Source organism: Shimia sagamensis, assembly GCF_900182745.1.
In the GTDB taxonomy this organism is placed as follows: domain Bacteria; phylum Pseudomonadota; class Alphaproteobacteria; order Rhodobacterales; family Rhodobacteraceae; genus Shimia; species Shimia sagamensis.
The window spans coordinates 433636-459914 of record NZ_FXTY01000003.1 but is presented as its reverse complement, the minus strand read 5'-3'; the positions used below and the strand labels follow the sequence as shown (position 1 = coordinate 459914).

Here is a 26279-nt window from a genome sequence, read left to right as displayed (position 1 = left end):
GCATCACTTCCCTTTGTTTAAATCCGCAAAGCTGCCGCCATCCTCGGCCATTTTCCGAAGCAGCGCCGGCACTTTCCAGTAATGCGCGTCCTCTTGGGCGTAGGCCTCAATGCGCTTCACCAGCTCCGCCGCGCCAATGGTATCCGCGTAATGCAGCGGCCCACCCCGGAAGCGCGGGAAGCCATAGCCAGACAGGAACACCACGTCCACATCCACCGGCCTCAGCGCAATGCCATCTTCAACCACCCGCGCGGCTTCAGAAATCATCGCAGTCATGTAGCGCTCAACAATTTCCTCATCACTAAACACCCGTGGCGTGATGCCTGCTCTGGCACGTTCCTCGTCGATAATCGCGTTCAGATCCGGGTTCTCTAGCGTGTCACGGCCTTCATAGACATAATACCCCTTGCTGGTTTTACGTCCGTTCCAGCCATTTTCGCTCAACCGATCAGCAATCGCCCCGCCATAGCGCTCTTCCGCTGGACGCGTTGCCGCCAACCGCTTGCGGGTCATGTAACCAATATCCAACCCAGCCAAATCGCCCACACGATGTGGCCCCATGGCAAATCCAAAACCTTCCAGCGCCTTGTCCACCTGATCCGGGTGCGCCCCGTCCAAAACAAGGTAACTCGCGGTTTTCAGGTAATGCCCCAGAATGCGGTTGCCGATGAATCCATCACACACGCCCGCGCGCACAGCCACTTTGCGCATCTTCTTGGCCAGCGCAAAACCCGTTGCCACAACTTCCGGCGCGGTCTTCTCCCCCACAACCACTTCCAGCAGTTTCATGATGTGCGCCGGGGAGAAGAAGTGCAGCCCCAGCACATCCTGCGGTCGGCGTGTCATCGCCGCAATCTCATTCACGTCGAGATATGACGTGTTGGACGCCAGCACCGCGCCGTCTTTGCAAATCGCGTCCAGCTTGGTGAAAATCTCTTTCTTGATTTCCATCTTCTCAAACACCGCCTCGATCACCAGATCGACCTCTGCGAGGCTCTCCATCTCGGTAGACGCCGTCAGCTTGGCCAGCGCCGCGTCGCGCTTTTCTGGGCTCATCTTGCCACGCTTCACCGCGCCATCCAGATTGCCGGTGATGGTTGCCACACCGCGATCCAGCCCCTCTTGCGAGACCTCAATCAACGTGACCGGCAGCCCCGCCATCAACGCTGATGTGGAAATACCAGACCCCATGGTCCCGCCGCCAATCACACCAACGCTCGCGATGTCCCGCGCCTGCGCTTTCCTCTCCGGGATATTGGCCACAGCCCGTTCCCCAAAGAACGCGTGGATCAAGCCTTTGGATTGTGGCGAGGGCAAACACTCCATGAACCGCGCCCGCTCAAACGCCAGACCCTCTTTGAAATCCCCGGTCGAGGCCGCAACACACTCCACACATTTCTGCGGAGAAATCAGATGTGGATGCTTCTTCTGTACCGCGGCCATCGTGGTCTCAATCGCCGCGTCATCGGGCGTGGTGGTCAATTCACCGGTCCGACGTGTCGCCAGCGTGCCCACCACGACATCTTTCGCCGCCGCCAAAGCCACCTCACGCGGTTCACCGTCGTCAATGCGATCTACTAGACCCATCTCAAGCGCGTCTTTAGCAGGCACATGACGGCCAGACAGGATCAGATCCAGCGCGTTGGAAATCCCCGCCAAACGTGGCGCGCGTTGCGTGCCACCTGCGCCCGGCAGAATACCAAGCAGCACTTCTGGCAATCCCACCTTCGCCGTCGGCACAGCCACCCGCGCGTGACAGCCCATCGCGGTTTCCAACCCGCCGCCCAGCGCCGTGCCATGGATCACCGCCACAATCGGGATCTCGTTGTCCTCAAGGATGTTACACACCTCAGGCAAGCCCGGTTCAAGTGGCGGCTTGCCAAATTCGGTGATGTCCGCACCGGCAATGAAGGTCCGCCCAGCGCAGTAAAGACCAATCGCCTTGGCTGAGCCGGCCGCCTTGATCTCATCCAACGCATCGACAATGCCCTGCCGCACGACCACACCGCTGGCGTTCACTGGCGGGTTGTTGATGCAGATCAGCGCCACATCTTCCACAAATTCCACGGTGACCTTGTTCTCGCCCATCGTGAGCCTCCCTCGCATACATATGTTGTCCTTAGTCTACGGCGGCTTCAGTCACACGAACATCTGTTTCGCTCCCCCGCGGAAAAAACGACGCGACGACACTTGCGCAAAATTTCCCGCTGAAAACCTGACAAGCCGCGCTAGGCTACCTTACGCCCCGCGCGGAAATGCAAGATCAAAGGACGGCACAATGCCCCACCCAAACGCCCGCATTCCGGATTTCTGGCCAACCGGCAAAGACTGGACCTTTGCGCGGCCCGATCAGCCAATTGATGTCAGCATGGACGAAGCCGTGGCCAAATGGGGCGACCGAATTGCCGTCACCTACAACGGCGCGGATTATACCTACCGTGACATCGCCGCCCGCGTGACGGCGCTTGCAGGTTATCTACAGCACGTCGGCCTGAGCAAAGGCGACCGGGTGCTGCTCTACACCCAAAACTGCCCGCAATACATCATCAGCTTCTTTGCCATCCTGCGCGCAGGCGGTGCGGTGGTGCCGGTCAATCCAATGAACAAGCAGGCTGAAATCGATTATCTGGTCGCCGACACCGGCGCCAAAATCGCGATCTGTGCGTTGGAGATTTCCGAGCACATTTTGCCGGCCCTCAAGCGCGGCGACCTCACCACCCTGATCGGCACCCGCATGACCGACATGGGCAAGAAGGATTTCGACCTGGCTCCAGCAAATCAGGTACATGCCATGTCCGAACAGGAAGCCGCGCCACTCGGCATCACCGGCTTCCAGTCAGCATTGGACGCAGGCCAGGAACCTGCCCCACGCGACACCACAAGCGATGACCTCGCGGTCATCCCCTATAGCTCCGGCACCACCGGCCAACCCAAAGGTTGCATGCACACCCACCGCACGTTTTTGGCCTCGCTCTACGCCAGCGTGATCTGGAACCCACCCAATGAGGACACCGTGCACCTCGCCGCACTGCCGTTTTTTCACGTCACCGGATTGGTGGGCGGCATGTGCGGACCGATCCTGACCGGTGGGCGCAATGTGATCCTGCCCCGCTGGTCTTCCAAACTGGCCGCAGCCCTGATCAAACGTTACCAAATCTCCCGTTGGCGCTCGATTGCCACCATGGCGATTGATCTGGTGAATGATCCTGAGTTTGACAGCTACGACCTCTCCACGTTGGAGATGATTGGCGGCGGTGGCGCCGCCATGCCAGACGCCATTGCCAAACGGCTCAAAGACATGACCGGGCTGGACTACATCGAAGGCTACGGCCTGTCCGAAACCATGGCAGCCACCCACATCAATCCGATTGACGCCCCCAAGCGCCAGTGCCTGGGCCAACCAATCTATGAAGTCGACAGCCGTGTGCTCGAAATTGGCGGCGACACCGAACTGCCCCACGGCGAAGTTGGCGAAATCGTCATACACGCCCCCCAAAACTTCACCGGCTATTGGCAGCGCCCCGAAGCCGCCGCGGAGGCTTTTGTCGAAATCGACGGCGTGCCGTTTTTCCGCTCTGGCGACATTGGCTACCGTGACGCAGACGGCTATTTCTATATGGTCGACCGCGTGAAACGCATGGTCAACGCCGCCGGTTTCAAAGTCTGGCCCGCCGAGATCGAGATGCTGATGCTGCACCATCCGGACATTGCCGAATGCTGCGTGGTCGGCGCCAAAGACGCCCGGCGCGGCGAATGTGTAAAAGCCTTTGTGGTGCCTCAGACCGAGGCCCGCGACACGCTTACAGAGGACGCCATCATCAGGTGGTGCAAAACCCAAATGAGCGCCTACAAATGCCCCACTATTGTGGAGTTCATCGACGCACTGCCAAAATCCGGCGTCGGCAAGGTCTTGTGGAAAGAGCTCTCATGACGCATAGAAAATTCCACCATGCGGAAATAGACACAACCCAATGAGAAAACGCACGCCTGTCGCCAGCGACACCCAAGCCCCTGAAACAGACCGCCAGTTTGTGACCGCCTTGTCGCGTGGCCTCGAAGTTCTGCGCTGCTTCCGCCCACGTGACCGCGCGGGCCTGTCCAATCGCGACATTGCCGAACGCACCGGCCTGCCCAACTCGACAATCTCGCGCCTGACCTACACGTTGCTGCAAACCGGCTACCTGCTGTATGACGAGCAAACCGGCCGCTACCGCATTGGCGTGCCCGCACTGAGCCTCGGTTTTGCTTGCCTTGGCTCCTTGCCAATCCGCGACGCCGCAAAAGACCACATGCAACGCCTTGCGGACTACGCAGGGGATGGCGTGCAAGTGGCCCTTGGCGCGCGTGACGATCACACCGTGACTTACCTCGCCTGCGCCCGTGCTGACCAAGGCATGATGTCGCTGCAACTCGGCGTTGGCTCCCGCATTTCTCTCGCCCGCTCCGCCATGGGCCGCGCCTATATCGCAGGCTGCAAACCAGACGAGCGTGCCGAGATCCTGGAGGCGTTGGCGGCGCACCACGGCCCCGAGCGCTGGCCCGGAATTCTTGATGGCATCAACGCCGCCGCTGCACAGATCACTGAGAAAGGCTTCTACGTGAACTACGGCGACTGGCACGAAGGGGTGCACTCACTTGCGGTTCCCTTCCCATTGGCAAGCGATGCCGCACCGGACATGGCCCTCAACCTTGGTGGCCCTGCCCCGTTCCTGACCAAAGACCGCATGGAAAACGACCTTGGCCCGCGCTTGCTCCAAATCGCACAGTCGCTACGTCTGCACGCCACCCAAGTCTAAAATCACTTGACGGTTTTCCTGTCCCACCCCACCGTGATTGTCGCAGTTTTGGGGAGACAACATCATGGTCACAGCCAAAGACATCGACACCTATCAGCAGGACGGCGTTGTCCTGATCCGGGGTCTGTTTGCGGATCATGTCGACACCCTGCGCAAAGGGGTGGAGCGCAACATGGCCGAGCCCGGGCCTTACGCCTCCAACAATGAAAAAGCAGGCCAAACCGGCCGCTTTTTTGACGACTACTGCAATTGGCAGCGCATCCCGGAATTTCAGGAAGTGATCGAAACCTCTGAAGCCGCCGAAGTCGCAGCCCAACTCATGCAATCCAACACCGTGCAGATGTTCCACGATCATGTGCTGGTGAAAGAGCCCGGCACGTCCATGGCCACGCCGTGGCACACCGACGGGCCGTACTATTTTGTCGAAGGTCAGCAAACCATCAGCTTCTGGTCGCCGCTTGATCCGGTGAAAGACGCCACCCTGCGCATGGTGGCTGGCAGCCACAAATGGGAAAAACCTGTGCTGCCCACCCGCTGGGTCAGCGAGGAGAGCTTCTTCCCCAACGAAGACGCCTACATGCCGATCCCTGATCCGGATGCCGAGGGCATGCGCGTGCTGGAATGGGAAATGGAGCCTGGCGACGCGGTGGCCTTCAACTATCATATTTTACATGGCGCCCGAGGCAACACAGCCACCCACCGCCGCCGCGCTTTCTCTTTACGTTTGCTTGGCGATGATGCCCGCTATGTTGCGCGCCCCGGCCCAACCTCACCGCCCTTCCCGGGCCACGACATGATCGAAGGTCAGAAGCTCCGCGAAGACTGGTTCCCCACGCTGTGGCCGCGAACCAAAAAACAATCCTAGGCAAAGATATCTAAAGCTCTATTCTCGTCAAAGGTTTGTCAGGGCTTTTCTGAAACCCTGACACCAGACAGAACAGGGACACATTTTATGAAGCTTTTTGCCGCTGGCCTTTTGGCCTTTACCGCCAACACCACCGCCCCGGCCCAAGCGCCAACCAACAGCGCACCACCGCCAGCCCCCACCCCCATTGACAGTGGCTTTTGGGAATACGGCTCCTGGCGCGTGTTTGCCGAAACCATCGACACCGGCGAAGACTTGCGGCGCACGTGTACGGCCCTAACCGGCGGTGACGGTGAGCCGTCCCTGAGTATCGAAATCAGCAACGGCGACGGCGGTCCTCCCCATTATTTTCCGGGTGTTTCAATCAGCGAGCACGCCATCCGTGGCTACCCAACCGTGATGCAGGACGGACAGGCTGTTTACATCCGCTTTGATGACGAAGACAGCATGGACGCTGTTGTCAGCGGATATTTTGACGAAGACGGCTTTGCCCACGCCTTTTTCCGCTTTGACCATCCCGACAGCCAATGGGTGCTGCGCGCCATGCGCAAGAACCACCAACTCGACGCGGTTGTGGGGGGACATGTGTTTTCCAGCTTCTTTTTGGACGGGTTCACCGCGGCCTATGTGAAAGCCATGGATGAATGTGGTTTCTCCGGCGCGGGTGTCGTGGACTGATCCACCTCCGCCCATTTTCCAACACCATTCTGGAGACGCGTATCTTGAAGCCGTACACAGCAGGCCTGCTGGCCTTACTCGCATCGCCGGTCACTGCCGAAGGTTATTGGACCTACGGCGCCTGGCAAGTTTACACCGAAACCGTGAATGCAGGGAATTACCTGCACGAGAACTGCACCGCCTACACCGGCGGCGATGGAGATCCGCTTGTGCGCATTTCCATCACCAGCTCCGAGGTTGGGCCACCTGCCAACTACCCGGCCCTTTATGTGCAAGAACACGCGCCTCGTGGCTATGCCACCGCCATGCGTCAGGGCCAAAAGGTGGCTTTGGTGGTCGACAATTACTGGGATTATTACACGCAGGCCCACAGCTACTACGACAACGAAGGTATCTTGCAAGCCTACGCCGGTGTGGGGCACCCGGACAGCCTATACGCCATGCGCGCTATGCGCCAAGGTGACACCATGTCGATCTATGTCGACGGCGCTCCCTTCATCCATGTCGACCTACGCGGTTTTACAGCTGCCTATGTCAAAGCCATGGATGAGTGTGGTCACTCCAGTACCGGCGTTTTGTAAGCCAGCCTCAAAGAAAACGGCCCCGCCGTTTTGGCGAGGCCGTTTAAAAAATCCAATGTGGCTCTTAGCCGTTGGCGAGCTGATCTTTCACCATCGGGCCCACTTTGCCAAAATCCATCTGGCCAGTGTACTTTGCCTTGAGCGCGCCCATCACTTTGCCCATGTCGCGAATGGACTCTGCGCCAACTTCTGCCACAGCAACTTTTACGGCCTCGACAATCTCGTCTGCGTCCAGCTGCTTGGGCAGAAACTCTTCGATGATCGTGATCTCGGATAGTTCCCGTTCTGCCAAATCCAGTCGCCCACCTTCTTCGTAGGTGCGTGCGCTTTCCTGGCGCTGCTTCACCATCTTGGCGAGAATCGACAGGATATCCGCATCGGACACACCGCCACCTTCTTCGCCTTCACCACGGGCCGCAATGTCGCGGTCCTTGATTGCGGCCATGATCAGGCGCAAAGTGGAGAGCCGGTCCGCTGCGCGGTCACGCATCGCTTGTTTCAGCGCGCTGTTGATGTCTTCTCTAAGTGCCATTCTTCTTGCCAATTGCTGTCAAACATAAGCATGAGACCTTATATAAACGACCAGCGACTCGCAACCATCGCATTTTTTGAAGAAGCCCTTTAAAATAAGGGGTCACTGAGATCACACATCTGCTTGACGCCCGAGACGCGCCGACATATGGATCGGCCAATTTGCCAGCCGGAGACTCGCCCATGACCGCCTCGACCCCCGATCACCCGACCGCCTGCCTCGCTCTTGCTGATGGCACCCTGTTTTACGGACGTGGCTTTGGCGCCACCGGCGAAACAGTGGCGGAGCTCTGCTTTAACACCGCCATGACTGGCTATCAGGAGATCATGACCGACCCATCTTACGCTGGCCAGGTTGTGACCTTCACCTTCCCGCACATCGGCAACACCGGTGTGACCCCGGAGGACGATGAAACCGCCGATCCGGTGGCGGCAGGCATGGTGGTGAAATGGGATCCCACCACCCCATCGAGCTGGCGCTCCTTGAACACCCTGTCTGACTGGCTGGCCTCCCGCGGTCGCATCGCCATTGGCGGCGTCGACACCCGTCGCCTGACTCGCGCGATCCGCCAACAAGGCGCCCCTCACGTCGCCCTGGCGCACGATCCGGACGGCAACTTTGACACAGAAGCGCTGGTTGCCAAAGCCCGCGCGTTCTCCGGGCTGGAAGGCCTTGATCTGGCCAAAGAAGTCACCTGCACACAAAGCTACCACTGGAACGAAATGCGCTGGGCCTGGCCCGATGGCTACCCCAAGTTGGCCGACCCGAAACACAAGGTTGTGGCCATCGACTTTGGTGCCAAACGCAACATCCTGCGCTGCCTTGCCTCCGTGGGCTGTGATGTGACTGTGCTGCCAGCCACCGCAACCGCCGAAGAAGTGCTCGCGCACAAGCCAGACGGCGTGTTCCTGTCCAACGGCCCAGGCGACCCTGCCGCCACCGGTGAATACGCGGTGCCGATGATCCAAGACGTTCTGAAAGCCAACATTCCGGTATTTGGCATCTGCCTTGGGCACCAAATGCTGGCACTGGCGCTGGGCGGCAAGACCATCAAAATGAACCACGGTCACCACGGTGCCAACCACCCGGTGAAAGACCATGACACCGGCAAAGTGGAAATCACCTCGATGAACCACGGCTTTGCAGTGGACGGCCAGTCCCTTCCTGAAGGTGTAGTGGAATCGCATGTGTCTCTGTTTGATGGGTCCAACTGCGGCATCCGCATGGCTGACCGTCCGGTGTTTTCCGTACAGCACCACCCGGAGGCCTCCCCGGGTCCACAAGACAGCTTCTACCTGTTTGAGAACTTCGCCGCCGCTATGGCTGCGCGCGCCTGATTAACAGGTCTGGAAATCCAGACGTATGGCGGAAATCCCGCCATACGTTAACTTTGCATTAACCATACACGCACAGGCTAAAACGGTATTTTGGCGAGTAGGTGTACGGTATGGGCACCACACAACTTCACGAACACCCCAGACGATCCGCCCCCCAAGACAAGGCGCGTCTACCATTGGCCCGCGCCTTAATCGACTATGGGTTGGTGACCCCGTGGCAGCTATTCTTTGCGTTGCGCTGTCAATCCTCATGGAACGCCACACTCACGGAAATTCTCGCGGCTCAAGGCTGGGTGACAGACTCCGATCTCAACGCCTTCAAAGCGCACAGCAACAACCTCAGACAGGTGGATTTGGCACGGACACCACCTTCCAAAGACACCGCTGATCTGCTGACACCAGAATTTTGCCTCAAGCACAGCGTGCTGCCATGGGCCAAGCTTGGCACAACCGCCATTCTGGTAACCGGCCGCGCGGACCATCTGGACGACCTGCGTGCCGCCTTGCCCAATGACCAAAAAGACGTCTTATTTGCTCTCGCCGACGAGTGCCAACTTCAGGACCACCTCACCCTGCACCATCGCCGTTTTCTAACCAACGCCGCAGAAACCTCGGTGGCAGACAGAGACAGTTGCCGCGGCTTCACCAAACAAGCCGCACTGCAAAAATGCCTCCTGGTCGGCTTGGCATTTTTACTGTTTTTTGCCGCATGCCCGATCCCAAACATGGGGCTCCACCTGCTGACATGGTGGACCGTTGTCACCCTCATTGCAGCAACAAGCCTCCGGGTCGCTGCGCTTTTCCGCCACCTATGGCCCACCAGCCGCGCGCCTCCCGTGCCACCTCTGCGATGGACCCCAGCGGCTCCCTTTACACTACCGGCGCATCTCACCCGCAACGGCCGACGCGCGCGTCTTCCGCGCATCTCTATGATGGTGCCGCTGTTACACGAAACTGAAATTGCATCCGCACTGATCCGCCGCCTAACCCGCCTGTCGTATCCCCGCGCCTTACTCGACGTGGTGTTGGTCCTCGAAGAAAATGACAATCTCACCCAAGACACCATCGCCCGCACACGTTTGCCGCGATGGATGCGTGTGGTCGAAGTACCCGCCGGCTCCGGATTGACCACCAAACCCCGTGCCCTCAACTACGCACTCCCATTTTGCCGAGGTGAGATTATTGGCATTTGGGATGCCGAAGATGCCCCCGCCCCGGATCAACTTGAACATGTCGCCTATCACTTCGCCCACGCCACACCAGATGTGGCTTGCCTGCAAGGCGTCCTGGATTACTACAATCCCTATACCAACTGGCTCTCTCGCTGCTTTGCCATCGAATATGCCGCGTGGTTTCGACTGGTGTTACCCACCCTCACCCGCCTTGGATTTCCGGTGCCGTTGGGGGGAACCACGCTGTTTCTGCGCCGCGAAGTGATCGAAGAGGTAGGCGGTTGGGACAGTCACAACGTCACCGAGGACGCTGATTTGGGCATGCGCCTGGCCCGTCGCGGCTACCGGACCGAGCTGATCAACACCATCACACAAGAAGAGGCCAACTGCCGCCCCATTGCATGGGTGAGGCAACGCTCTCGCTGGCTCAAGGGGTATATGGCAACTTACCTTGTGCACATGCGCAGCCCCCGCCAACTGCTGCGTGAGCTTGGCCCTCGGCAGTTTCTTGGCTTTCAAGTGCTGTTTCTCTGCACCATCAGCCAGTTTCTCTTGGCCCCGTTTCTCTGGCTGCTTTGGGGGGCCGCCTTTGGCCTGCCTCACCCGATGACCGACATTCTCAGCCACAACGCGATGCTGGTTTTGGTCACAACCCTTCTGCTGTCAGGCACCACCAACGGCGCCCTCTGGATCGCGGCCGCCCACATCAGCAACCGCCCCCGCCTCTATCCGTGGGTGTTGTCCATGTGGCTGTATTTCCCGCTGGCCACACTTGCGGCCTACAAAGGATTGGTCGAAATGCTGGTCGCCCCGTTTTACTGGGACAAAACCAGCCATGGCAAAACCGTCGAGGCCATCGACCACGACCTCTCGGCACCGACCAAATCCAAACAGGCCGACAGCTAGATTATTCTGAATTTTCCTGCTTCAACCGCGTCACAAACGCCGTCGAAATATGCGCCCGCAACGCCGCATCCGCCGCATCGCCATCCCGCGCGGTGATCGCATCGACAATCGCCTGATGCTCCACCAACGTGTCTTCGCCGCGCCCTTCGACAGCAATCGACGTGGTTGCCATCAACGCCATGGAGCGATGCACCAGATCCAATTGCTGCACCAAATAGCGGTTGTGGCTCGCCAGATGGATCTGCTTGTGAAACCGCCGGTTGGAGCGTGCCAACGCAGAGGGATCATCCACCCGCGCCTTGTCCGCCTCCACCATGTCCTGCAACACCCGCACCTCTTCGTTGGTTGCGTGATGCGCCGCCAGTCTCGCTGCCAGCCCTTCCAGCTCACCACGGACAACATACAGCTCCGCCATCTGGTTGTGATCCAGTGAGTTTACAATCAAGCTGCGCCCGTCCCGCGCCAACAAAGACTGGGTTTCCAACCGCTGCAACGCCTCCCGGATGGGAGTGCGCGACATGCCAAACCGCTCGGCCAAATCGCTCTCCACCAACCGGTCACCGGGTTTGTACACCCCCACATCAATCGCTTCGAGAATCAGCGTATAGGCGTCTTTGTTTGGGCGGGTCGTCTGCGACATCTGGCGCGGTCCTTTATTGTCTTGCAGGCCAGACTACGCGCTGCGCCAATTGATGCAACCCCCACGACACACTGGGAAAACTCTTTCCCCGTTGCGCCAGACCACCCCGCCGCGTATCACACCCTCATGCCAAAGCAGTCTTTCTCACATGTCACAACTTGGGTGTTTGATCTCGACAACACCCTGTATCCGCCCGAAGCCCGTCTGTTTGATCAGATCGAAGTGCGGATGACCAACTATGTGATGGGAGCCCTTGGCGTAGATCGCCCCAAGGCAAATCAGTTGCGCCAAGACTACTGGGCACGCTACGGCACTACGCTCACCGGCCTGATGCGCGAGCATGATGTTGATCCGGCACCCTACCTGATTGATGTGCACGACATCTCGCTGGATCACATGCAGCCCGATCACCTGCTGGCACAATACATCAAAGATCTGCCCGGCCGCCGCATTGTCTATACCAACGGCACCGCGCCTTATGCCGAACGTGTGCTGGCCTCTCGCGGCTTGGATGGTTTGTTTGATGCCATCTACGGCGTTGAACACGCCAACTTTCTGCCCAAACCGGAACGCGCCGCGTTTGAAACCATCTTTGCAAAAGACGGCGTGGAAACCAAATCCGCCGCCATGTTCGAAGACGATCCCCGCAATTTGCAGGCCCCTCACGACATGGGCATGTGCACTGTGCACGTCGCCCCGGATCCGCTGGATCACAACCACATCCATTTCCACACTGACGATCTCACGGCTTTTCTGTCAAAACTACGCTAAAAGTCGGGTCGGGCATGTGGTCGCAGTGCGACAAGGTGCCGGTTTAAAGATGCAGCCCAGATGAATATCTAAACCGCGCGGCAGGAGAGCCTTTCTGACAGATCTGAGGGATCGGGAAAGCGCGGCAGTGTCGTGTCCCACAGTGCTATCTTATAGCGTTATCCTCCCCGTTCCCCTGCGCCCTCCCCGGCGCGGGCCCTGTAAAGGACTGCCACCATGAGCCTTGCCTCTGCATCTGAAATCCCCGCCACCAAAACCACATCCAAAATCAGCCCAGAAACCTGGGTTTGGTCCTTCATTGCGCTGATTGCTGCCCTCTGGGGCACGTCCATTGCCATGTTTGGCGTACCGGGTCTCTACATCCCCGCCGTGGCCCTAGTCCCCGTGGTTTATCTTGCTCTGATCCTGATTTCCCGAGGGTGACACTTCATCCCCTTGGAACTGGTTTGAGCCAGGCGTAAGGTGCCGCGCAGGAGGCCTTTGCCATGACTGAGACAACCCAAGTGGACATCCTGATTTCCGGCGGCGGCATCGCCGGTTTGACTGCCGCCGCTGCTTTTGGCGCTGCTGGATTTTCCGTGCAATGTGTCGACCCTGCGCCCGCGATCACAGAGCGGGACGCCAAAGGCGCCGACATGCGCACCACCGCCTTCTTACAACCAGCCCGAACTCTTCTTGAAGACGCCGGCCTGTGGCAACGTCTAGACGCCCACGCAGCGCCGTTGCAAATCATGCGCATCGTCGATGCTAGTGGCGAAGTGGCCGAGCCGCGCATCGTGAAAGACTTCGACGCCTCCGACATTTCTGAACAGCCGTTTGGCTGGAACCTGCCCAACTGGCTCCTGCGTCGCGAAATGATCGCCCGCCTGGAAGAGTTGCCCAACGTTGATCTGCGCATGGGCTGTGGCACCACCACGCTGTTCACCCGCACACATGAAGCCCGCGTTGGCCTGTCGGATGGCAGCCAAACCCGCGCCCGTCTGGTGATTGCCGCTGATGGCCGCAACTCCCCGATGCGCGAAGCCGCAGGCATCGGCACCAAAACCACGCGTTACGGGCAAAAAGCGCTTGCGCTGGCCGTGACGCACCCAATCCCGCACGCCAATGTCTCCACCGAAATCCACCGCTCAGGCGGCCCGTTCACCTTGGTCCCCCTGCCGGACCACAACGGCATGCCCTCCTCGGCCTTGGTCTGGATGGAACGTGGCCCACGGGCCCAAGAACTCTTCACCATGGAGAAGGCAGACTTTGAAGCGGAAATGACAGAGCGCAGCTGTGCCCTTTTTGGCCCGCTCACGTTGGCCTCCAACCGCACCATCTGGCCCATCATTTCACAATCTGCAGACCGGCTTTACAGTCAGCGCCTTGCCCTCGTGGCGGAGGCCGCCCATGTGGTGCCACCCATCGGTGCGCAGGGTCTGAACATGAGCCTTGGCGACATGCGGGTTCTTTTGGAACTGGCCAAGGCCGACCCAGCTGATCTGGGCAGCGACCGCATGTTGGAGCGCTACCACCGCAAACGCTTCACCGAGGTCAAACTGCGCGTGAAAGGCATCGACCTGCTCAACCGCGCCTCCATGGCCGAAGCCCAACCGCTGCGCAACGCCCGCGCACTTGGCTTGAACGCGCTCTATTCGCTTGGACCTGTCCGCAAAACGCTGATGCAAATGGGGCTGGGCGTGCGCTAATCGATGCGCGCCCTCCACACGTTTGTCACCAACCATTGGCAGCTTCTAACCCTGACGTTGCTGATCACGCTCCTCTGGAACACCGATGTGTTATTGCCGCTGCGCATCCTCACGGTGTTCTTGCATGAACTATCCCATGCACTCGCCGCGATCGTAACCGGAGGCGAAGTCCTCAGCCTGTCAGTAAGCCCCAACGAAGGCGGTCTGGTTACCGCACGCGGCGGCAGCCCGTTCTGGATCACCTCCGCCGGATACCTCGGGTCTCTGCTGATTGGTGCCGCACTTTTTGTATTAGCCCTACGCACCCATTGGGACCGCGTAATCCTTGCAGGATTTGGCATAATCACCCTAGCCGTGGCCGCCTTCTACGTCCGCGACCTCTTTGCCTTGGGCTTCACACTGGCGACAGGCGCAGCCATGCTGGCGGCAAGCCGATACATGAGCCGCGAGATCAACGACATGATCCTGCGCACCATTGGCATCAGCAGCATGATCTACGCGCCGCTCGACATATTTGACGACACCATCCGCCGCGCACATTTGCGCTCTGACGCCCGCATACTGGCCGAACAAATTGGCGGCTCCACACTTCTTTGGGGCGGCCTTTGGTTAGCGATCAGCCTCGCAGTGATTGCCCTGACCGTGCGCTACGGATTGCCTCAAAACAGCAACATTGTGCTGCGCCGCGCAAAGACGATTTAGCCCCCATTCGGCTATTTCTGCAAAACAAACTCCAAAATGAAACGGAGGCAGCGCCAAAAACGCCACCTCCGCAAAACAGTCGTAATACAGACGCGATACCGACGTGCTAAAGCACCGTATCAAGCACATTTCGTAAACGATTTATTGTCGCGTCCACGTCGTACAATTTGTCCAACCCAAACAGCCCAAGCCGGAAGGTCTTGAAACCTTCTGGTTCATCACAGGCCAACGGAACACCGGCAGCAATCTGCATACCCTCAGCCGCAAACTTGCTGCCGTTCTGAACCCCCGGATCACTGGTGTAGCTCACCACCACCCCCGGCGCGCCAAAACCTTCCGCTGCAACAGACTGAATGCCTTTTTCTTTCAGTACGTTACGCACACCATCGCCCAGCGCCCACTGCGCCAAACGTAGCTTGTCAAAGCCGTATTCTTTGGTTTCCAGCATCGTATCGCGGAACGCCCGCAGCGCATCCGTTGGCATGGTCGCGTGATAGGCATGGCCGCCATTCTCATAGGCCACCATGATGTCACGCCATTTTTTCAGATCGAGCGCAAAGCTATCAGACGTGGTATTTTCCAACCGCGCCAAAGCCTTATCCGACATCATCACCAAACCAGCCGACGGCGACGCACTCCAGCCCTTCTGCGGTGCAGAGCACAACACATCCACACCCAGCGCCTTCATGTCGATCCAGACACAGCCAGAGGCAATGCAATCCAAAACCATCAAGGCCCCAACCTCATGCGCGGCCTCAGCCATGGCTTTGATGTAGTCATCCGGCAAGATCACACCTGCGCTGGTTTCCACATGTGGCGCAAAGACAACCTGCGGTTTTTGCTTATGAATTTCCGCCACAACGTCCGCAATCGGCGCTGGCGCAAACGGCGCAGTGGCCCCGTTCCCAGTCTGCCGCGCCTTCATCACAGTACTTTCCGCGGCAAACCCGCCCGCCTCAAAAATCTGGCTCCAACGGTAGGAGAACCAGCCATTCCGCACCACCAGCGTTTTCTGCCCCGCCGCAAACTGCCGCGCCACAGCTTCCATACCATAGGTCCCACCACCGGGCACCAAGGCCACCGCTTCAGCGTTATAGACCTCCTTCAGAAGGTCGGATATATCCCGCATAACCTGCTGAAAAGTCTTGGACATATGGTTTAGGGACCGGTCCGTGAACACCACGGAAAACTCGCTCAATCCACCGGGATCGATGTCATGTGCCATCGGGAAACTCCTTATCATGTTACCTACGGTGTAGCCCAAAGTGGCCCGCCAACCAATCACCCAAAGCCTTCAAGACCCTTCGTCATTTCCATCAAGCGCTTACAACGGTCCCGGCCGTCGTTCCTCGCTCAACAAAACATTGGCTTCCACATTGCCAACGCCCGGCAATGTCATCACCCGACGCCGCAAAACCCGTTCAAAATCAGATATATCGCGCGCTGTGACCCGCAGCCGGTAGTCATAAAGCCCAAGCACGTGCTCCACCGTCTGGACTTCCGGAATGGCCGACACAGCCCGCTCAAAGTCGTCCAAACTCACCCGACCTTTGGTGGCCAACTTCACCCCAAGAAACACCGTCACGCCAAAACCCAGCTTCTCATAATCTAGATCCAGCTTACGTCCGGCAATCGCCCCACTGTCCTGCAATCGCTTGATCCGCCGCCACGTCGCCGGTTGCGACAGCCCAAACCGCCGCCCCAACGAGCCTGCGTTCTGTGTCGCATCTTCCGCTAACGCCTTGAGAAGGCAGCGATCTATCTCATCCAACTCAATCATATCGGCAGGCTTTCATCCGACTTGATCCGCGCCACATGCATCAACGATTCAATATCTGCGATATGCGGCAAGGTCAGAATACGACTGCGGTACACCTCCTGATAGTGGCCCATATCTTTTGCAATCACCGATAAACGCACATCCACACGCCCCAGAAACGTTTGAATTTCCGTGACTTCCGGAATGTCTCGCGCCGCTTCTATAAACTCATCAAACGCCCGCGATTGTGTCTTATCTAGCGTCACTCGTAGCGAAACTTCGACCGCATAGCCCAAAGCCTGCCAATCTATTACCGCCCGTTGCCCACGTAAGACATCCGCCTCTTTAAGCTTCTCAATACGCCGTGTGAGGCGGGGTGTCGTCATAGACAGGCGATCCGCCAACTCCGGCACAGACTGAGTCGGATCCCCCTGCATGTAGCGGAGTATGCGGCGATCAAGATCATCAAGCATGATTTTTCCCCTTTTGGCCATCTGCACGCATACATACACGCAAATTACCCGCAAAAACCACCACAACATGGTCGCGCACCACACTCAAACCCGTATTCTGCCTCCAGAAACCAGACAAAGGAGCGCCCATCATGCGCGTTTATTACGATCGCGATTGCGACATCAACCTGATCAAAGACAAAAAAGTAGCCATCCTGGGCTACGGCTCGCAAGGTCACGCGCACGCACTAAACCTGCGTGACTCAGGTGCCAAGAATCTCGTTGTTGCTCTGCGCGAAGGTTCTGCATCAGCCAAGAAAGCTGAAGGCGAAGGCCTGAAGGTTATGGGCATTGCAGAGGCTGCTGCCTGGTGTGACGTGATCATGTTCACTATGCCCGACGAACTGCAGGCTGAAACCTACAAGAAATACGTCCACGACAACATCAAGCCGGGTTCCGCGATTGCATTCGCCCACGGCCTGAACGTTCACTTTGGCCTGATCGAGCCTAAAGAAGGTGTGGACGTGATCATGATGGCGCCAAAAGGACCAGGTCACACCGTGCGCGGCGAATACACCAAGGGCGGCGGCGTGCCTTGCTTGGTTGCTGTAGACAACGACGCAACCGGCAAAGCGCTGGAAATCGGTTTGTCCTACTGTTCCGCAATCGGTGGTGGTCGCTCCGGTATCATCGAAACCAACTTCCGCGAAGAATGTGAAACCGACCTGTTCGGCGAACAAGCCGTTCTCTGTGGTGGCCTGGTTGAATTGATCCGTTGTGGCTTCGAAACCCTGGTGGAAGCCGGCTATGCCCCTGAAATGGCATATTTTGAATGCCTGCACGAAGTGAAGCTGATCGTGGACCTGATCTATGAAGGCGGCATCGCCAACATGGACTACTCCATCTCCAACACAGCTGAGTTTGGCCAGTACGTCACTGGTCCGCGCATCCTGAACTACGACGAAACCAAAGCGCGCATGAAAGACGTTCTGACTGACATTCAGTCCGGCAAATTTGTACGTGACTTCATGCTGGAAAACGCGGTTGGCCAGCCAACCATCAAAGCGTCCCGTCGCGCAAACGACGAGCACCAGATCGAAGAAACCGGCGCTAAACTGCGCGGCATGATGCCGTGGATTTCCGCTGGAAAAATGGTCGACAAAGCGAAGAACTAAGCGAGGCACCGCTTCGGAAAAGGGGAGCTTCGGCTCCCCTTTTTTGTGTCAAGTCAGGCCAATTGCGGACCACTGGTTTGACCTTTCATGCTACCAAAGGCATGGTCCGGCCAACGTTTTAGGGAACTTGGATATGGCCGAGGAAATTGACGAAAAACTTACGCTGTTTACTCCTAAATGGCTGGGCGCCGTTCTACGCGGAGAGCGCCCCTCTGGTGAAACTTTTTGGGTCGGCAACTACGGGACCGCTCTGTTCCATCAACCTCTCATGGCGCTCTTACTGGTGCTGCCAATCAACGAAGCCATTCCAGGCATATTGGCAGCATTATTAGCACTGTATCAGATTGCCCTGACAGTTGCCGTCACCCGGTCTCGTCCCGGCGTCCCCACGCCCTTGGGCTGGAAAATCGCGGGCATCCTCATCACCTTAGGACATGCCGCACTTTTTACATTTCTCGCACTGTCGCTTTTTGCAGGCATCACATGACCTCCTCCCCCGAGATTTCGCTCAAAAGTTGGATAATGGTTGCCCTGCTTGGGCTGATCTGGGGAGGCACCTTCATGGTGCAGAAACTCGCGCTTGGCCACATACCGCCTTTTTGGGTTGCCGCTGGCCGAATCAGTTTTGCAGCAGTGATCACCATCGCCATTTGGCAAGTGCGCGGGGGGCGTATGTTCACCACCCAGGAAACAGATTGGACAAGATTAGGTTTTGTCTCGGTCTTTAGCGCAGCCGTGCCGTTCATGCTGCTCGCCTGGGCGCAACAATACGTCACTTCTGCCTTCACCGGCGTGTCTATGGCCGCTGTCGCCTTGATTGTCCTGCCGCTTGCGCATTTCTTTGTTCCTGGCGAACGCATGACCCTGCGCCGCACCTTCGGCTTTCTCATCGGCTTTGCGGGTGTGCTTGTTTTGATTGGACCTGCAGCCTTTGCTTCCAGCGGCAGCCCATTGGAAACCGCAGGGCAGATTGCCTGCCTCGCGGCCGCGAGTTGTTACGGCGTTTCCTCAATTGTGCTGCGTAGACTTCCACCGCTCGATCCCGTTGGCCTGGCTGCGGCAACCCTGATTTTTGGCAGCTGTATGGTCATCCCGTTGGCGTTCATTCAGCATGGCCCTCCCCCGATGCCCCCGCTTGAGGGCCTCGCATTGGTTGCCTTGCTTGGCCTCGTGCCCACGGCTAGCGCCACGTTGCTGCGCATCGTGGTGATCCGCACAGCTGGCCCCGTGTTCATGAGCCTCACCAACTATCAGGTGCCGCTGTGGTCGGTGGTGTTTGGCGTCACGCTGATGGGCGAACCGCTGCCCGGTTCCATGGTTTGGGCAACGGTTCTGATTTTGTCTGGTGTCGCTTTGAGCCAGCTGGGTGCCTTGCGACGTCTGTTTGGCTAAAGAAGGACGTGATGGCTCAGGACACTGCTGCCTGAACCGCATCAACTACGCTATCGACGGTGCGTTCCAATAACTGTGCATCCTCACATTCAGCCATAACCCGTACCAACGGCTCTGTCCCGGACTTGCGGATCAAAAGGCGACCATGCCCAACCAAAGCTGCCTCGGCGTCCGCAATCGCCGATTTAACTGAAGCTTCATCCAGCGGCGTCTGACCATTGCCGTAGCGTACGTTTTTTAGCATCTGCGGCACAGTTTCGAACACCTGCGCTAATTCGGATGCCTTATGTCCGCTTTCCACCATAGCGGCCAGGAATTGCAGGCCAGCCATTAGGCCGTCGCCGGTTGTCGCATAGTCGGTCATCACGATGTGGCCAGATTGCTCCCCGCCGAGATTGAAGCCACCTTTGCGCATCGCCTCGACCACATAGCGATCCCCCACAGCCGTGCGCTCCAAGCGCAGCCCTTTGCTGTCCAAAAACCGCTCCAAGCCCAAGTTAGACATCACCGTCGCGACAAGCGCTCCACCCTTCAAACGGCCTTGTTCAGCCCATTGGCTGGCCAGAAGCCCCATGATCTGATCACCATCGGCCACCTTGCCTTTTTCGTCGATGATCATCACCCGATCTGCATCGCCATCAAGACAGATACCAACGTCTGCGCCATGCGCGACTACCGTTTCCTGTGCGGTACGGGGGCTGGTGGATCCACAGTTTTCGTTGATATTGTAACCGTTTGGCGTGACACCAACGGTGATCACTTCTGCCCCGAGTTCCCACAGGGCTTCTGGTGCGGCGCGATAAGCCGCGCCATTGGCGCAGTCAATCACTACTTTCACGCCACGCAGCGGCAAGTCGCGTGGTAGCGAGCTTTTCACCCGCTCAATGTAACGAAACCGCCCGTCATCGATCCTCTGCGCGCGTCCAATATTTGGAGCCTGAGCTGGCTCCACGCCACTTTCAATCAATTTCTCAAGCTCAAGCTCAACTTCATCCGACAGCTTGAATCCGTCGGGACCGAAAAACTTAATGCCATTGTCATCCGCTGGATTGTGACTGGCGGAGATCATTACACCCAAATCTGCCCGCAACGACGTTGTGAGCAACCCCACAGCCGGCGTTGGAACAGGACCAAGTAAAAACACGTTCATCCCGGTGGAGGTCAAACCCGCGGTCAGCGCATTCTCAAACATATAGCCAGACAACCGCGTGTCTTTGCCAATCACCACCCGGTGCTGATTGGTGCCGTCGTTGCGGAAGTATCGCCCGACCGCCGCGCCAATGCGAAGCGCCATCTCTGCTGTCATCGGATAGATATTGGCGGTTCCGCGAACCCCGTCGGTCCCGAAAAACTTACGCGCCATTGTAGTCTCCTGTTGTCATTGCCTGCCACACGTTCACCGCCTGACGGGTCTCTGCCACATCATGCACGCGGACAATCTGCGCCCCTTGCGCAACTGCTTCAAGCGCAACCGCCACAGATCCCGGCACACGATCTTGAGCAAGCGAAGCCTTGCCGATTGTACCGATGAATTTCTTTCGTGATACCCCGATAAGGACTGGGCAGCCCAAACCATGAAACAGGCTCAAACGCGCCAATAAAGCAAGGTTATGCGCAAGCGATTTTCCAAACCCAATACCCGGGTCAATAACAACTTTATCACGTGCAATCCCCAAGTTAGCAAGCCGCTCAACTTGTGTTTCAAGAAAGTCATAAACGTCGAGCAACACATCGTCATACGTCGGTTTTTGCTGCATCGTAGCCGGATCACCCTGTGCATGCATGACACATACAGGTAGGCCCACCTCAACCGCCACTTGCGCCAGTTCAGGATCATAGGTGAAGCCGGATACGTCGTTAATCAGAGATGCCCCTGCAGCCACAGCGGCTCTTGCTACCTCCGCTTTTCGGGTGTCGATGCTGATTGGGACGCTAAATTTGTTGGCAATCGCATTAATGACGGGATTCGTGCGCGCGATTTCATCACTAACTGGGACCAACTTCGCGCCAGGCCTGGTGCTTTCCCCCCCAACGTCAATCATACCGGCGCCCGCCTCAACCATGCTGCGGGCCTGCTTAAGCGACGCTTCAGCCTCTTCAAACCGCCCACCATCCGAGAAGCTGTCAGGCGTAACATTCAAAATCCCCATGAAATGAGGCATCGACATGTCCAGATCACAAATCGAGGAACGCGGCGCACAAAGGCGTGCCAAGACATCTGACGGCACCGCGTCTGCCGGCAACACCTGAGCGCCTTGACCACGCATGAGCGCCTCTACCTCGGTAAACCAACACCATCCGCCCGCAAGTGTCTTGGCATTTGCAGGGCGGGCAACATCGGTTTGAACAATTGGGCGATAATAGATTTTCATGTCCGCTGCTTGCGAAAACACTGGTCAAAAAGCAAGTGTCAAAGCACTTTCTGAGTACAGCTAATTAGGCGCGTCGCGGTCTCAACCTTATACGCATCATCAGAAGTTTCACCAATCACCCAGAAATCAGCAGCTTGCATCTCGGCCGCGAACCAACCTGCAAGCCTTAAGGCATCACTTGGCGGAGCGCTTGGCCCATCCACCGCATCCAGCACGATTTTTGAGGGTGCCCACACGCATATTTGGCCATTTTTCATGGCCCAATCAAATTCTGTCCGTGTAGCAACAACCACGCACCGATTGTCGCGGGTCGCCAACATCCATGCATTTTGCTCAATGGACAACAGATCTATCCGCCGCTGTGTCGGATCCAGACCCGTCTGCAGTGTCTCTGTTTCGGGCGCACCCACACACAAAATCAACGGGTGTTCACCGGCTTCCAATTGGTCAATCCAACCATTCAGATTTTCGGAACTCCGTGCTTCATTGGTCAGAAACACAACTCGAGGCGTTGGTGGCTCTTCCTCAACCAATGTCTCAACCGGCGCCAAATGCGCCTTGCGGGAGCGCACAATTTCTACCCCAAGAGCACCCGGACCACGGTCCAGCTTCTCAATCCGCACAAAAACCCGCTGCGCTTGGGGCTCCAAAAGCACGCGATCAGCCACACGGGCGGCAAGTGTTTCCAATAAGTTCAAGCGTTCCGCAGCCAGTTCAAAGGCAATGGCATCTGTGACTTTGTCATAAGATAGGATGCGATCCACGTCATCGTCAGCAACAGCGGCACTTGTCGGCAGTACCTCAACAACAACGTTGAAACACACACGTTGTGTTGCGCCCCGCTCCGCCTGAAAAGCGCCAATCTCGACCTCAACGATATGGTCCCGCAGAGAGATCCGATCTAAAGGATCCCCCCCGGATGTCGCCTCCGCACGTTCCGAGGGATGGGCAAATGCCAGACGAATTTCGTTAGTCATGTGTTTGGTCCACGCAGTTTAGCTACATTCAACGACGGATGCGCAGCAAGTAGCAGGCCAATTCGGCTCGGACCATAGGGGAAAGCGGCACAATGCGCCGCTGAAACGCCTATTCTCTCGGAAAACGTTAGTTTTTGGAAAGACGTGTGGGCATACGGTAGAAATGATGCACACCAATTGTTGTGGTTCGCGGGAAGGTGCGTGCCCAACGGGGATTAACAGCTTTGGTGTGGTAATGGGTCGCCCCATCCGTCAACTGCTTTGGCGCGCCGTCGAGCAGCAAATGTGCAACCTTGCCCACACGCTCATACGCATCCCGCTCGCGAACCTTGTTGGTGATCCCATCGCAGTTGTAGGTAAACTGGCACTGATATTTGCGACCACTGGCAGTGCCCTGGTTGATCACACCACAAACACTGTCTGGAAAAGACGTGTGAGTTGAGCGATTCATGATGACTTCCGCCACAGCGAACTGTCCTTTCACGCTTTCGCCACGCGCTTCAAAATAGAGCGCCTCCGACAGGCACTGCCATTCCGCGCTGCGGTTTTCGTCACCCACCTTCGGCAGGCTATCAATAAACGCGCGGCTGTAGCTGATCTCAGTTGGCTTGGTTTTCTTTGAGGTAAAGATATCGCGCAACGACTTGCCATCAAACAGTACCAACTGGCGCGGTTTTTCTCTGTTTTTGACGTTGGATGGTGTCGCTTCCGCGGCACCCATTCCAGCCGTCAAAGCAAATACAATAACACTAACAATTAGTTGGCGCATCTGAACCTCGTAACGGGGCAAAATACCCTTGGCAGCTTTCAACGAACCGTCTCTTAAAGGAAAAAGCATAAATGGTCCACTAACGCACGATGCCGCACCAATGGCGCGGCACAGGCCCATCCCAAACTTCACAAATTTTCCCTTATTTTATTGCAGCTTATCCGAAATTGCCAACTGTGCTGCTGCCAAGCGGGCAACAGGAACTCGAAACGGCGAACAGGACACATAGTCCAATCCAATCTCCCGACAGAAGGCAATCGATTCGGGGCTCCCGCCATGTTCCCCGCACACCGACAAGGTTAAGTTCGGTTGCGCGCGACGGCCTCGCTCGGCTCCCAATCGCAGCAATTCGCCAACCCCTTCCTGATCCAGCGTATGAAAAGGATCCTCTGGGAACACGCCCTGTTGCACATAGGGGCTCATGAAACGCCCTGCATCATCGCGCGATAGCCCATAGGTCATTTGGGTCAAATCGTTAGTACCAAAACTGAAAAACTCACAGTGCGGGGCAATGTCCTCAGCCCGCAACGCGGCCCGTGGGGTCTCCACCATAACGCCTAGGCGATACTCGAATTCCCGCCCCCGCTCTGTCTTAACGGCGGCCGCAATTGCATCAATGCGTGTCTTGACCAATTCAACCTCCCGTTTGGCTGACACCAATGGGATCATGATTTCAGGAACAACCGGATCATTTTCGCCGCAGGAATCCAACGTGGCTTCAAATATGGCTCGCGCCTGCATGTCGAGAATTTCCGGAACCGTGATTCCAAGACGAACCCCGCGCATGCCAAGCATTGGGTTGTATTCCACCAAGGCTTCAACGCGCCGTGTTACATCCGACAATGGCAGATTCAACGCCTCAGCCAAATCACGCAGGCCGGACCGGTCTGTCGGGAGAAATTCGTGCAAAGGTGGGTCAAACAGACGAATGCACAGCGGACGCCCTGCCATGAGTTCAAACAGCTCAACAAACATATCGCGCTGCATCGGCAACAAAGCTTGTAACGCCACACTACGGTCTTCTGGCCCATTGGCAAAAATGACTTCACGCATGGCAATCAGTTGATCGGCCTCAAAGAACATATGCTCGGTGCGGCACAGTCCGATGCCTTCTGCCTGAAATGCCAGAGCTGTTCTTGCATCTGCCGGCGTATCCGCATTGGCACGCACGCCAATGTCACGGCTTTCGTCCGCCCAATCCATCAAAGTTTGGAAGGAATCGTCCAACGCCGCTTCGAGCATTCGAGGTTCTCCGCCCAAAATTTGCCCGTTGGTGCCGTCCACGGTAATCACATCGCCTTCTTTGAAGATACGGCCGTCAGCCGCCACAATCCGCTTCTTACGGGTTTGAAACCGCATTGATGTTGCCCCAACTACACACGGCAACCCAAGCCCTCGACCAATCACCGCTGCATGGCTGGTCATGCCTCCACGCTCGGTCAGAGCGGCACTTGCAGCGTGCATGCCGCGGATGTCTTCAGGGTTGGTTTCCCGGCGCACCAACACACACGCCTCGCCACGTGCCGCGCTGGCTTGCGCCTCGGCGGCCGTGAACACAATTTTGCCTGTCGCGGCCCCTGGGCTCGCGCCAATTCCTGTGCCCACCACGTCGCGCTCCGCTTCGGGGTCAACTTGTCGATGCAACAGCTCATTAAGCGCACGGGGCTCAATCCGCATCACCGCTTCTTCGCGTGGAATTATTTTATCTTCTGCCAATGACACCGCAATCCGCACCGCAGCCCGAGCGCTCCGTTGCACGCGCACGCCATCCAAAATGCAGATTTCGCCATTTTCCAAAGTGAATTCGCACTGCATTTCTTCGCGCAACTTTCGTCGCATCAACGCTGCATGTTCGGTCAGCTGCGCAAATGCCGCTGGCGCTTTTTCTTCCAACGAAGGCCCACGGTCGTCTTTCTGCAGGAACAGAGCGGCCGCACCTGTCTGCAAGGCATCACGCCCCTGCGACTGGCTCAAATATCGTCCGGTGAACTGCCGCAGCCCAGTGTCGCTATTGACCAATTGCAAAACACCACTACCGCTTTCGCCACGACCAACACCTAGCGCCATTGCTTGAATAACCAACCCCAACCCAGCATCCGCCGGGGCACCTTTGGCCTGGCGCAACAATCTCGCGGTGGTGCCTTCCCAGGCCCGCGCCATAGACCGCAGCACACCAGCCAATTGGGTATCCAAATCCTGCGGAAAGGCCTCTTCGGCCTCATCTTCATAAGCCGCAAGAAAATCGGAAACCGCGTCCGGCGCGCCACTGTCCAGATCATCAAAGATATCCGGGTCAAGCCTTGCCACATGGATCGAGTAAGATTGAATGAACTTCAAATAGAGCTTCGTTGCAGCTTCAGCTCCGATGCTGTCGCTCAATTCTGAGAGACGCATATCATTCATCCCAATGTTCAGAATGGCGCCTGGGCCACCCCAATCGGGATCTTCCGAGCTTGGGCGCACGCACAGCAATTGACTTTCCGAAAACGCCGCGAGCACACTTGTCATATCCGGCACATCACCAGCAGCGAGCCCGTGCACCGCATCAAAGGACAGCGCAACAGTCTTTGGCACCGGCAAATCCAGCCGCACAAGTCGCTGCAAACACTTAGCCCGTCCACCATGTGTGGCAGCGCTCATAGGCGCATCAGGGGTGATCAGGGTGATATGCGGATCGCTTTGCTGCACTGCGGCACCTTTTTGTTGTGCAACGCA

General features: G+C 57.5%; 25 protein-coding genes. 14 read left to right on the top strand and 11 right to left on the bottom strand.

The window, feature by feature from the left end; translation table 11 throughout:
* Window positions 1–3 precede the first annotated feature (3 nt).
* Window positions 4–2088 (bottom strand): 3-hydroxyacyl-CoA dehydrogenase NAD-binding domain-containing protein, encoded by a 2085-nt coding sequence (locus QOL67_RS10390; RefSeq protein WP_283425892.1) that lies wholly within the window; start codon window positions 2086–2088, stop codon window positions 4–6.
* 190 nt (window positions 2089–2278) lie between these two features.
* On the opposite strand from QOL67_RS10390, the gene QOL67_RS10385 reads away from it, so the two are divergent.
* The 5 genes from QOL67_RS10385 to QOL67_RS10365 all read left to right on the top strand — a co-directional run bounded on the left by QOL67_RS10385 (window position 2279) and on the right by QOL67_RS10365 (window position 6920).
* A complete protein-coding gene (locus QOL67_RS10385; RefSeq protein ID WP_283425891.1) occupies window positions 2279–3931 on the top strand; it encodes a long-chain-fatty-acid--CoA ligase in 1653 nt (550 codons plus the stop codon).
* Between the two features lie 40 nt (window positions 3932–3971).
* Window positions 3972–4796, top strand: coding sequence for an IclR family transcriptional regulator (locus tag QOL67_RS10380; protein ID WP_283425890.1), 825 nt, complete (start codon window positions 3972–3974; stop codon window positions 4794–4796).
* Window positions 4797–4860: 64 nt separating this feature from the next.
* Window positions 4861–5661, top strand: a complete 801-nt coding sequence (locus tag QOL67_RS10375; protein WP_283425889.1) for a phytanoyl-CoA dioxygenase family protein — start codon at window positions 4861–4863, stop codon at window positions 5659–5661.
* Between the two features lie 87 nt (window positions 5662–5748).
* Window positions 5749–6339: a hypothetical protein gene (locus QOL67_RS10370; protein WP_283425888.1), complete on the top strand. Its 591-nt coding sequence runs from the start codon at window positions 5749–5751 to the stop codon at window positions 6337–6339.
* Between the two features lie 44 nt (window positions 6340–6383).
* Window positions 6384–6920 (top strand): invasion associated locus B family protein, encoded by a 537-nt coding sequence (locus QOL67_RS10365; protein ID WP_283425887.1) that lies wholly within the window; start codon window positions 6384–6386, stop codon window positions 6918–6920.
* A 64-nt stretch (window positions 6921–6984) separates the two neighbouring features.
* Here QOL67_RS10365 and QOL67_RS10360 read toward each other — a convergent pair whose 3' ends face one another.
* Window positions 6985–7452, bottom strand: coding sequence for a GatB/YqeY domain-containing protein (locus QOL67_RS10360; RefSeq protein WP_283425886.1), 468 nt, complete (start codon window positions 7450–7452; stop codon window positions 6985–6987).
* Window positions 7453–7634: 182 nt separating this feature from the next.
* Between QOL67_RS10360 and carA the strand changes: the two genes are divergently transcribed.
* Together carA and QOL67_RS10350 are read left to right on the top strand one after the other, a co-directional pair.
* Window positions 7635–8789, top strand: a complete 1155-nt coding sequence (gene carA, locus QOL67_RS10355) for a glutamine-hydrolyzing carbamoyl-phosphate synthase small subunit (RefSeq protein WP_283425885.1) — start codon at window positions 7635–7637, stop codon at window positions 8787–8789.
* 110 nt (window positions 8790–8899) lie between these two features.
* Window positions 8900–10867 (top strand): glycosyltransferase family 2 protein, encoded by a 1968-nt coding sequence (locus QOL67_RS10350; RefSeq protein ID WP_283425884.1) that lies wholly within the window; start codon window positions 8900–8902, stop codon window positions 10865–10867.
* Between the two features lies 1 nt (window position 10868).
* Here the strand turns inward: QOL67_RS10350 and QOL67_RS10345 are convergent, their stop codons facing one another.
* The gene (locus QOL67_RS10345) at window positions 10869–11507 is read right to left on the bottom strand and encodes a GntR family transcriptional regulator (RefSeq protein ID WP_283425883.1); all 639 of its coding nucleotides are present in this window, start codon (window positions 11505–11507) and stop codon (window positions 10869–10871) included.
* A 126-nt stretch (window positions 11508–11633) separates the two neighbouring features.
* On the opposite strand from QOL67_RS10345, the gene QOL67_RS10340 reads away from it, so the two are divergent.
* The 4 genes from QOL67_RS10340 to QOL67_RS10325 all read left to right on the top strand — a co-directional run bounded on the left by QOL67_RS10340 (window position 11634) and on the right by QOL67_RS10325 (window position 14668).
* Window positions 11634–12278, top strand: a complete 645-nt coding sequence (locus QOL67_RS10340; RefSeq protein WP_283425882.1) for a pyrimidine 5'-nucleotidase — start codon at window positions 11634–11636, stop codon at window positions 12276–12278.
* A 216-nt stretch (window positions 12279–12494) separates the two neighbouring features.
* Window positions 12495–12701: a hypothetical protein gene (locus QOL67_RS10335; protein WP_283425881.1), complete on the top strand. Its 207-nt coding sequence runs from the start codon at window positions 12495–12497 to the stop codon at window positions 12699–12701.
* A gap of 62 nt (window positions 12702–12763) precedes the next feature.
* Entirely contained in the window at window positions 12764–13966 is a 1203-nt protein-coding gene (locus tag QOL67_RS10330; RefSeq protein WP_283425880.1) for a UbiH/UbiF family hydroxylase, read from the top strand.
* 3 nt (window positions 13967–13969) lie between these two features.
* Complete coding sequence (locus tag QOL67_RS10325; protein WP_283425879.1) at window positions 13970–14668, top strand: M50 family metallopeptidase; 699 nt, start codon at window positions 13970–13972, stop codon at window positions 14666–14668.
* A 106-nt stretch (window positions 14669–14774) separates the two neighbouring features.
* Here QOL67_RS10325 and QOL67_RS10320 read toward each other — a convergent pair whose 3' ends face one another.
* From QOL67_RS10320 to QOL67_RS10310, 3 genes are all read right to left on the bottom strand, one after another.
* Entirely contained in the window at window positions 14775–15893 is a 1119-nt protein-coding gene (locus tag QOL67_RS10320) for an aminotransferase class V-fold PLP-dependent enzyme (protein WP_283425878.1), read from the bottom strand.
* 99 nt (window positions 15894–15992) lie between these two features.
* On the bottom strand, window positions 15993–16448 hold the full coding sequence (locus QOL67_RS10315; RefSeq protein ID WP_283425877.1) for an Lrp/AsnC family transcriptional regulator: 456 nt from the start codon (window positions 16446–16448) through the stop codon (window positions 15993–15995).
* Window positions 16445–16900 carry an Lrp/AsnC family transcriptional regulator gene (locus tag QOL67_RS10310; protein ID WP_283425876.1) on the bottom strand — a complete coding sequence of 152 codons (456 nt, stop codon included), beginning with the start codon at window positions 16898–16900 and terminating at the stop codon, window positions 16445–16447. Before QOL67_RS10310 ends, QOL67_RS10315 begins: the two co-directional genes overlap by 4 nt.
* Window positions 16901–17031: 131 nt before the next feature.
* Here QOL67_RS10310 and ilvC point away from each other — a divergent pair, with 131 nt between their 5' ends.
* From ilvC to QOL67_RS10295, 3 genes are all read left to right on the top strand, one after another.
* Window positions 17032–18054, top strand: coding sequence for a ketol-acid reductoisomerase (gene ilvC, locus QOL67_RS10305; RefSeq protein WP_283425875.1), 1023 nt, complete (start codon window positions 17032–17034; stop codon window positions 18052–18054).
* Between the two features lie 133 nt (window positions 18055–18187).
* On the top strand, window positions 18188–18541 hold the full coding sequence (locus QOL67_RS10300; protein WP_283425874.1) for a hypothetical protein: 354 nt from the start codon (window positions 18188–18190) through the stop codon (window positions 18539–18541).
* On the top strand, window positions 18538–19446 hold the full coding sequence (locus tag QOL67_RS10295) for a DMT family transporter (protein ID WP_283425873.1): 909 nt from the start codon (window positions 18538–18540) through the stop codon (window positions 19444–19446). The genes QOL67_RS10300 and QOL67_RS10295 overlap by 4 nt, the downstream gene beginning before the upstream one ends.
* 16 nt (window positions 19447–19462) lie before the next feature.
* Here QOL67_RS10295 and glmM read toward each other — a convergent pair whose 3' ends face one another.
* From glmM to QOL67_RS10270, 5 genes are all read right to left on the bottom strand, one after another.
* A complete protein-coding gene (glmM, locus tag QOL67_RS10290; RefSeq protein WP_283425872.1) occupies window positions 19463–20809 on the bottom strand; it encodes a phosphoglucosamine mutase in 1347 nt (448 codons plus the stop codon).
* Entirely contained in the window at window positions 20799–21818 is a 1020-nt protein-coding gene (folP, locus tag QOL67_RS10285) for a dihydropteroate synthase (RefSeq protein ID WP_283425871.1), read from the bottom strand. Before folP ends, glmM begins: the two co-directional genes overlap by 11 nt.
* 38 nt (window positions 21819–21856) lie before the next feature.
* Complete coding sequence (locus tag QOL67_RS10280) at window positions 21857–22795, bottom strand: dihydroneopterin aldolase (RefSeq protein WP_283425870.1); 939 nt, start codon at window positions 22793–22795, stop codon at window positions 21857–21859.
* A 127-nt stretch (window positions 22796–22922) separates the two neighbouring features.
* A complete protein-coding gene (locus QOL67_RS10275) occupies window positions 22923–23696 on the bottom strand; it encodes a cell wall hydrolase (protein WP_430458947.1) in 774 nt (257 codons plus the stop codon).
* A 15-nt stretch (window positions 23697–23711) separates the two neighbouring features.
* Window positions 23712–26204, bottom strand: a complete 2493-nt coding sequence (locus QOL67_RS10270) for a putative PEP-binding protein (protein ID WP_283425978.1) — start codon at window positions 26202–26204, stop codon at window positions 23712–23714.
* Window positions 26205–26279: the final 75 nt, after the last annotated feature.

What these genes read in the sequence shown, in the direction of transcription:
- QOL67_RS10390 (WP_283425892.1), bottom strand. Translation starts at nt 2,088, where the DNA reads ATGGGCGAGAACAAGGTCACCGTGGAATTTGTGGAAGATGTGGCGCTG.
- QOL67_RS10385 (WP_283425891.1), top strand. Translation starts at nt 2,279, where the DNA reads ATGCCCCACCCAAACGCCCGCATTCCGGATTTCTGGCCAACCGGCAAA.
- QOL67_RS10380 (WP_283425890.1), top strand. Translation starts at nt 3,972, where the DNA reads ATGAGAAAACGCACGCCTGTCGCCAGCGACACCCAAGCCCCTGAAACA.
- QOL67_RS10375 (WP_283425889.1), top strand. Translation starts at nt 4,861, where the DNA reads ATGGTCACAGCCAAAGACATCGACACCTATCAGCAGGACGGCGTTGTC.
- QOL67_RS10370 (WP_283425888.1), top strand. Translation starts at nt 5,749, where the DNA reads ATGAAGCTTTTTGCCGCTGGCCTTTTGGCCTTTACCGCCAACACCACC.
- QOL67_RS10360 (WP_283425886.1), bottom strand. Translation starts at nt 7,452, where the DNA reads ATGGCACTTAGAGAAGACATCAACAGCGCGCTGAAACAAGCGATGCGT.
- carA (WP_283425885.1), top strand. Translation starts at nt 7,635, where the DNA reads ATGACCGCCTCGACCCCCGATCACCCGACCGCCTGCCTCGCTCTTGCT.
- QOL67_RS10350 (WP_283425884.1), top strand. Translation starts at nt 8,900, where the DNA reads ATGGGCACCACACAACTTCACGAACACCCCAGACGATCCGCCCCCCAA.
- QOL67_RS10345 (WP_283425883.1), bottom strand. Translation starts at nt 11,507, where the DNA reads ATGTCGCAGACGACCCGCCCAAACAAAGACGCCTATACGCTGATTCTC.
- QOL67_RS10340 (WP_283425882.1), top strand. Translation starts at nt 11,634, where the DNA reads ATGCCAAAGCAGTCTTTCTCACATGTCACAACTTGGGTGTTTGATCTC.
- QOL67_RS10335 (WP_283425881.1), top strand. Translation starts at nt 12,495, where the DNA reads ATGAGCCTTGCCTCTGCATCTGAAATCCCCGCCACCAAAACCACATCC.
- QOL67_RS10330 (WP_283425880.1), top strand. Translation starts at nt 12,764, where the DNA reads ATGACTGAGACAACCCAAGTGGACATCCTGATTTCCGGCGGCGGCATC.
- QOL67_RS10325 (WP_283425879.1), top strand. Translation starts at nt 13,970, where the DNA reads ATGCGCGCCCTCCACACGTTTGTCACCAACCATTGGCAGCTTCTAACC.
- QOL67_RS10320 (WP_283425878.1), bottom strand. Translation starts at nt 15,893, where the DNA reads ATGGCACATGACATCGATCCCGGTGGATTGAGCGAGTTTTCCGTGGTG.
- QOL67_RS10315 (WP_283425877.1), bottom strand. Translation starts at nt 16,448, where the DNA reads ATGATTGAGTTGGATGAGATAGATCGCTGCCTTCTCAAGGCGTTAGCG.
- QOL67_RS10310 (WP_283425876.1), bottom strand. Translation starts at nt 16,900, where the DNA reads ATGCTTGATGATCTTGATCGCCGCATACTCCGCTACATGCAGGGGGAT.
- ilvC (WP_283425875.1), top strand. Translation starts at nt 17,032, where the DNA reads ATGCGCGTTTATTACGATCGCGATTGCGACATCAACCTGATCAAAGAC.
- QOL67_RS10300 (WP_283425874.1), top strand. Translation starts at nt 18,188, where the DNA reads ATGGCCGAGGAAATTGACGAAAAACTTACGCTGTTTACTCCTAAATGG.
- QOL67_RS10295 (WP_283425873.1), top strand. Translation starts at nt 18,538, where the DNA reads ATGACCTCCTCCCCCGAGATTTCGCTCAAAAGTTGGATAATGGTTGCC.
- glmM (WP_283425872.1), bottom strand. Translation starts at nt 20,809, where the DNA reads ATGGCGCGTAAGTTTTTCGGGACCGACGGGGTTCGCGGAACCGCCAAT.
- folP (WP_283425871.1), bottom strand. Translation starts at nt 21,818, where the DNA reads ATGAAAATCTATTATCGCCCAATTGTTCAAACCGATGTTGCCCGCCCT.
- QOL67_RS10280 (WP_283425870.1), bottom strand. Translation starts at nt 22,795, where the DNA reads ATGACTAACGAAATTCGTCTGGCATTTGCCCATCCCTCGGAACGTGCG.
- QOL67_RS10270 (WP_283425978.1), bottom strand. Translation starts at nt 26,204, where the DNA reads ATGAGCGCTGCCACACATGGTGGACGGGCTAAGTGTTTGCAGCGACTT.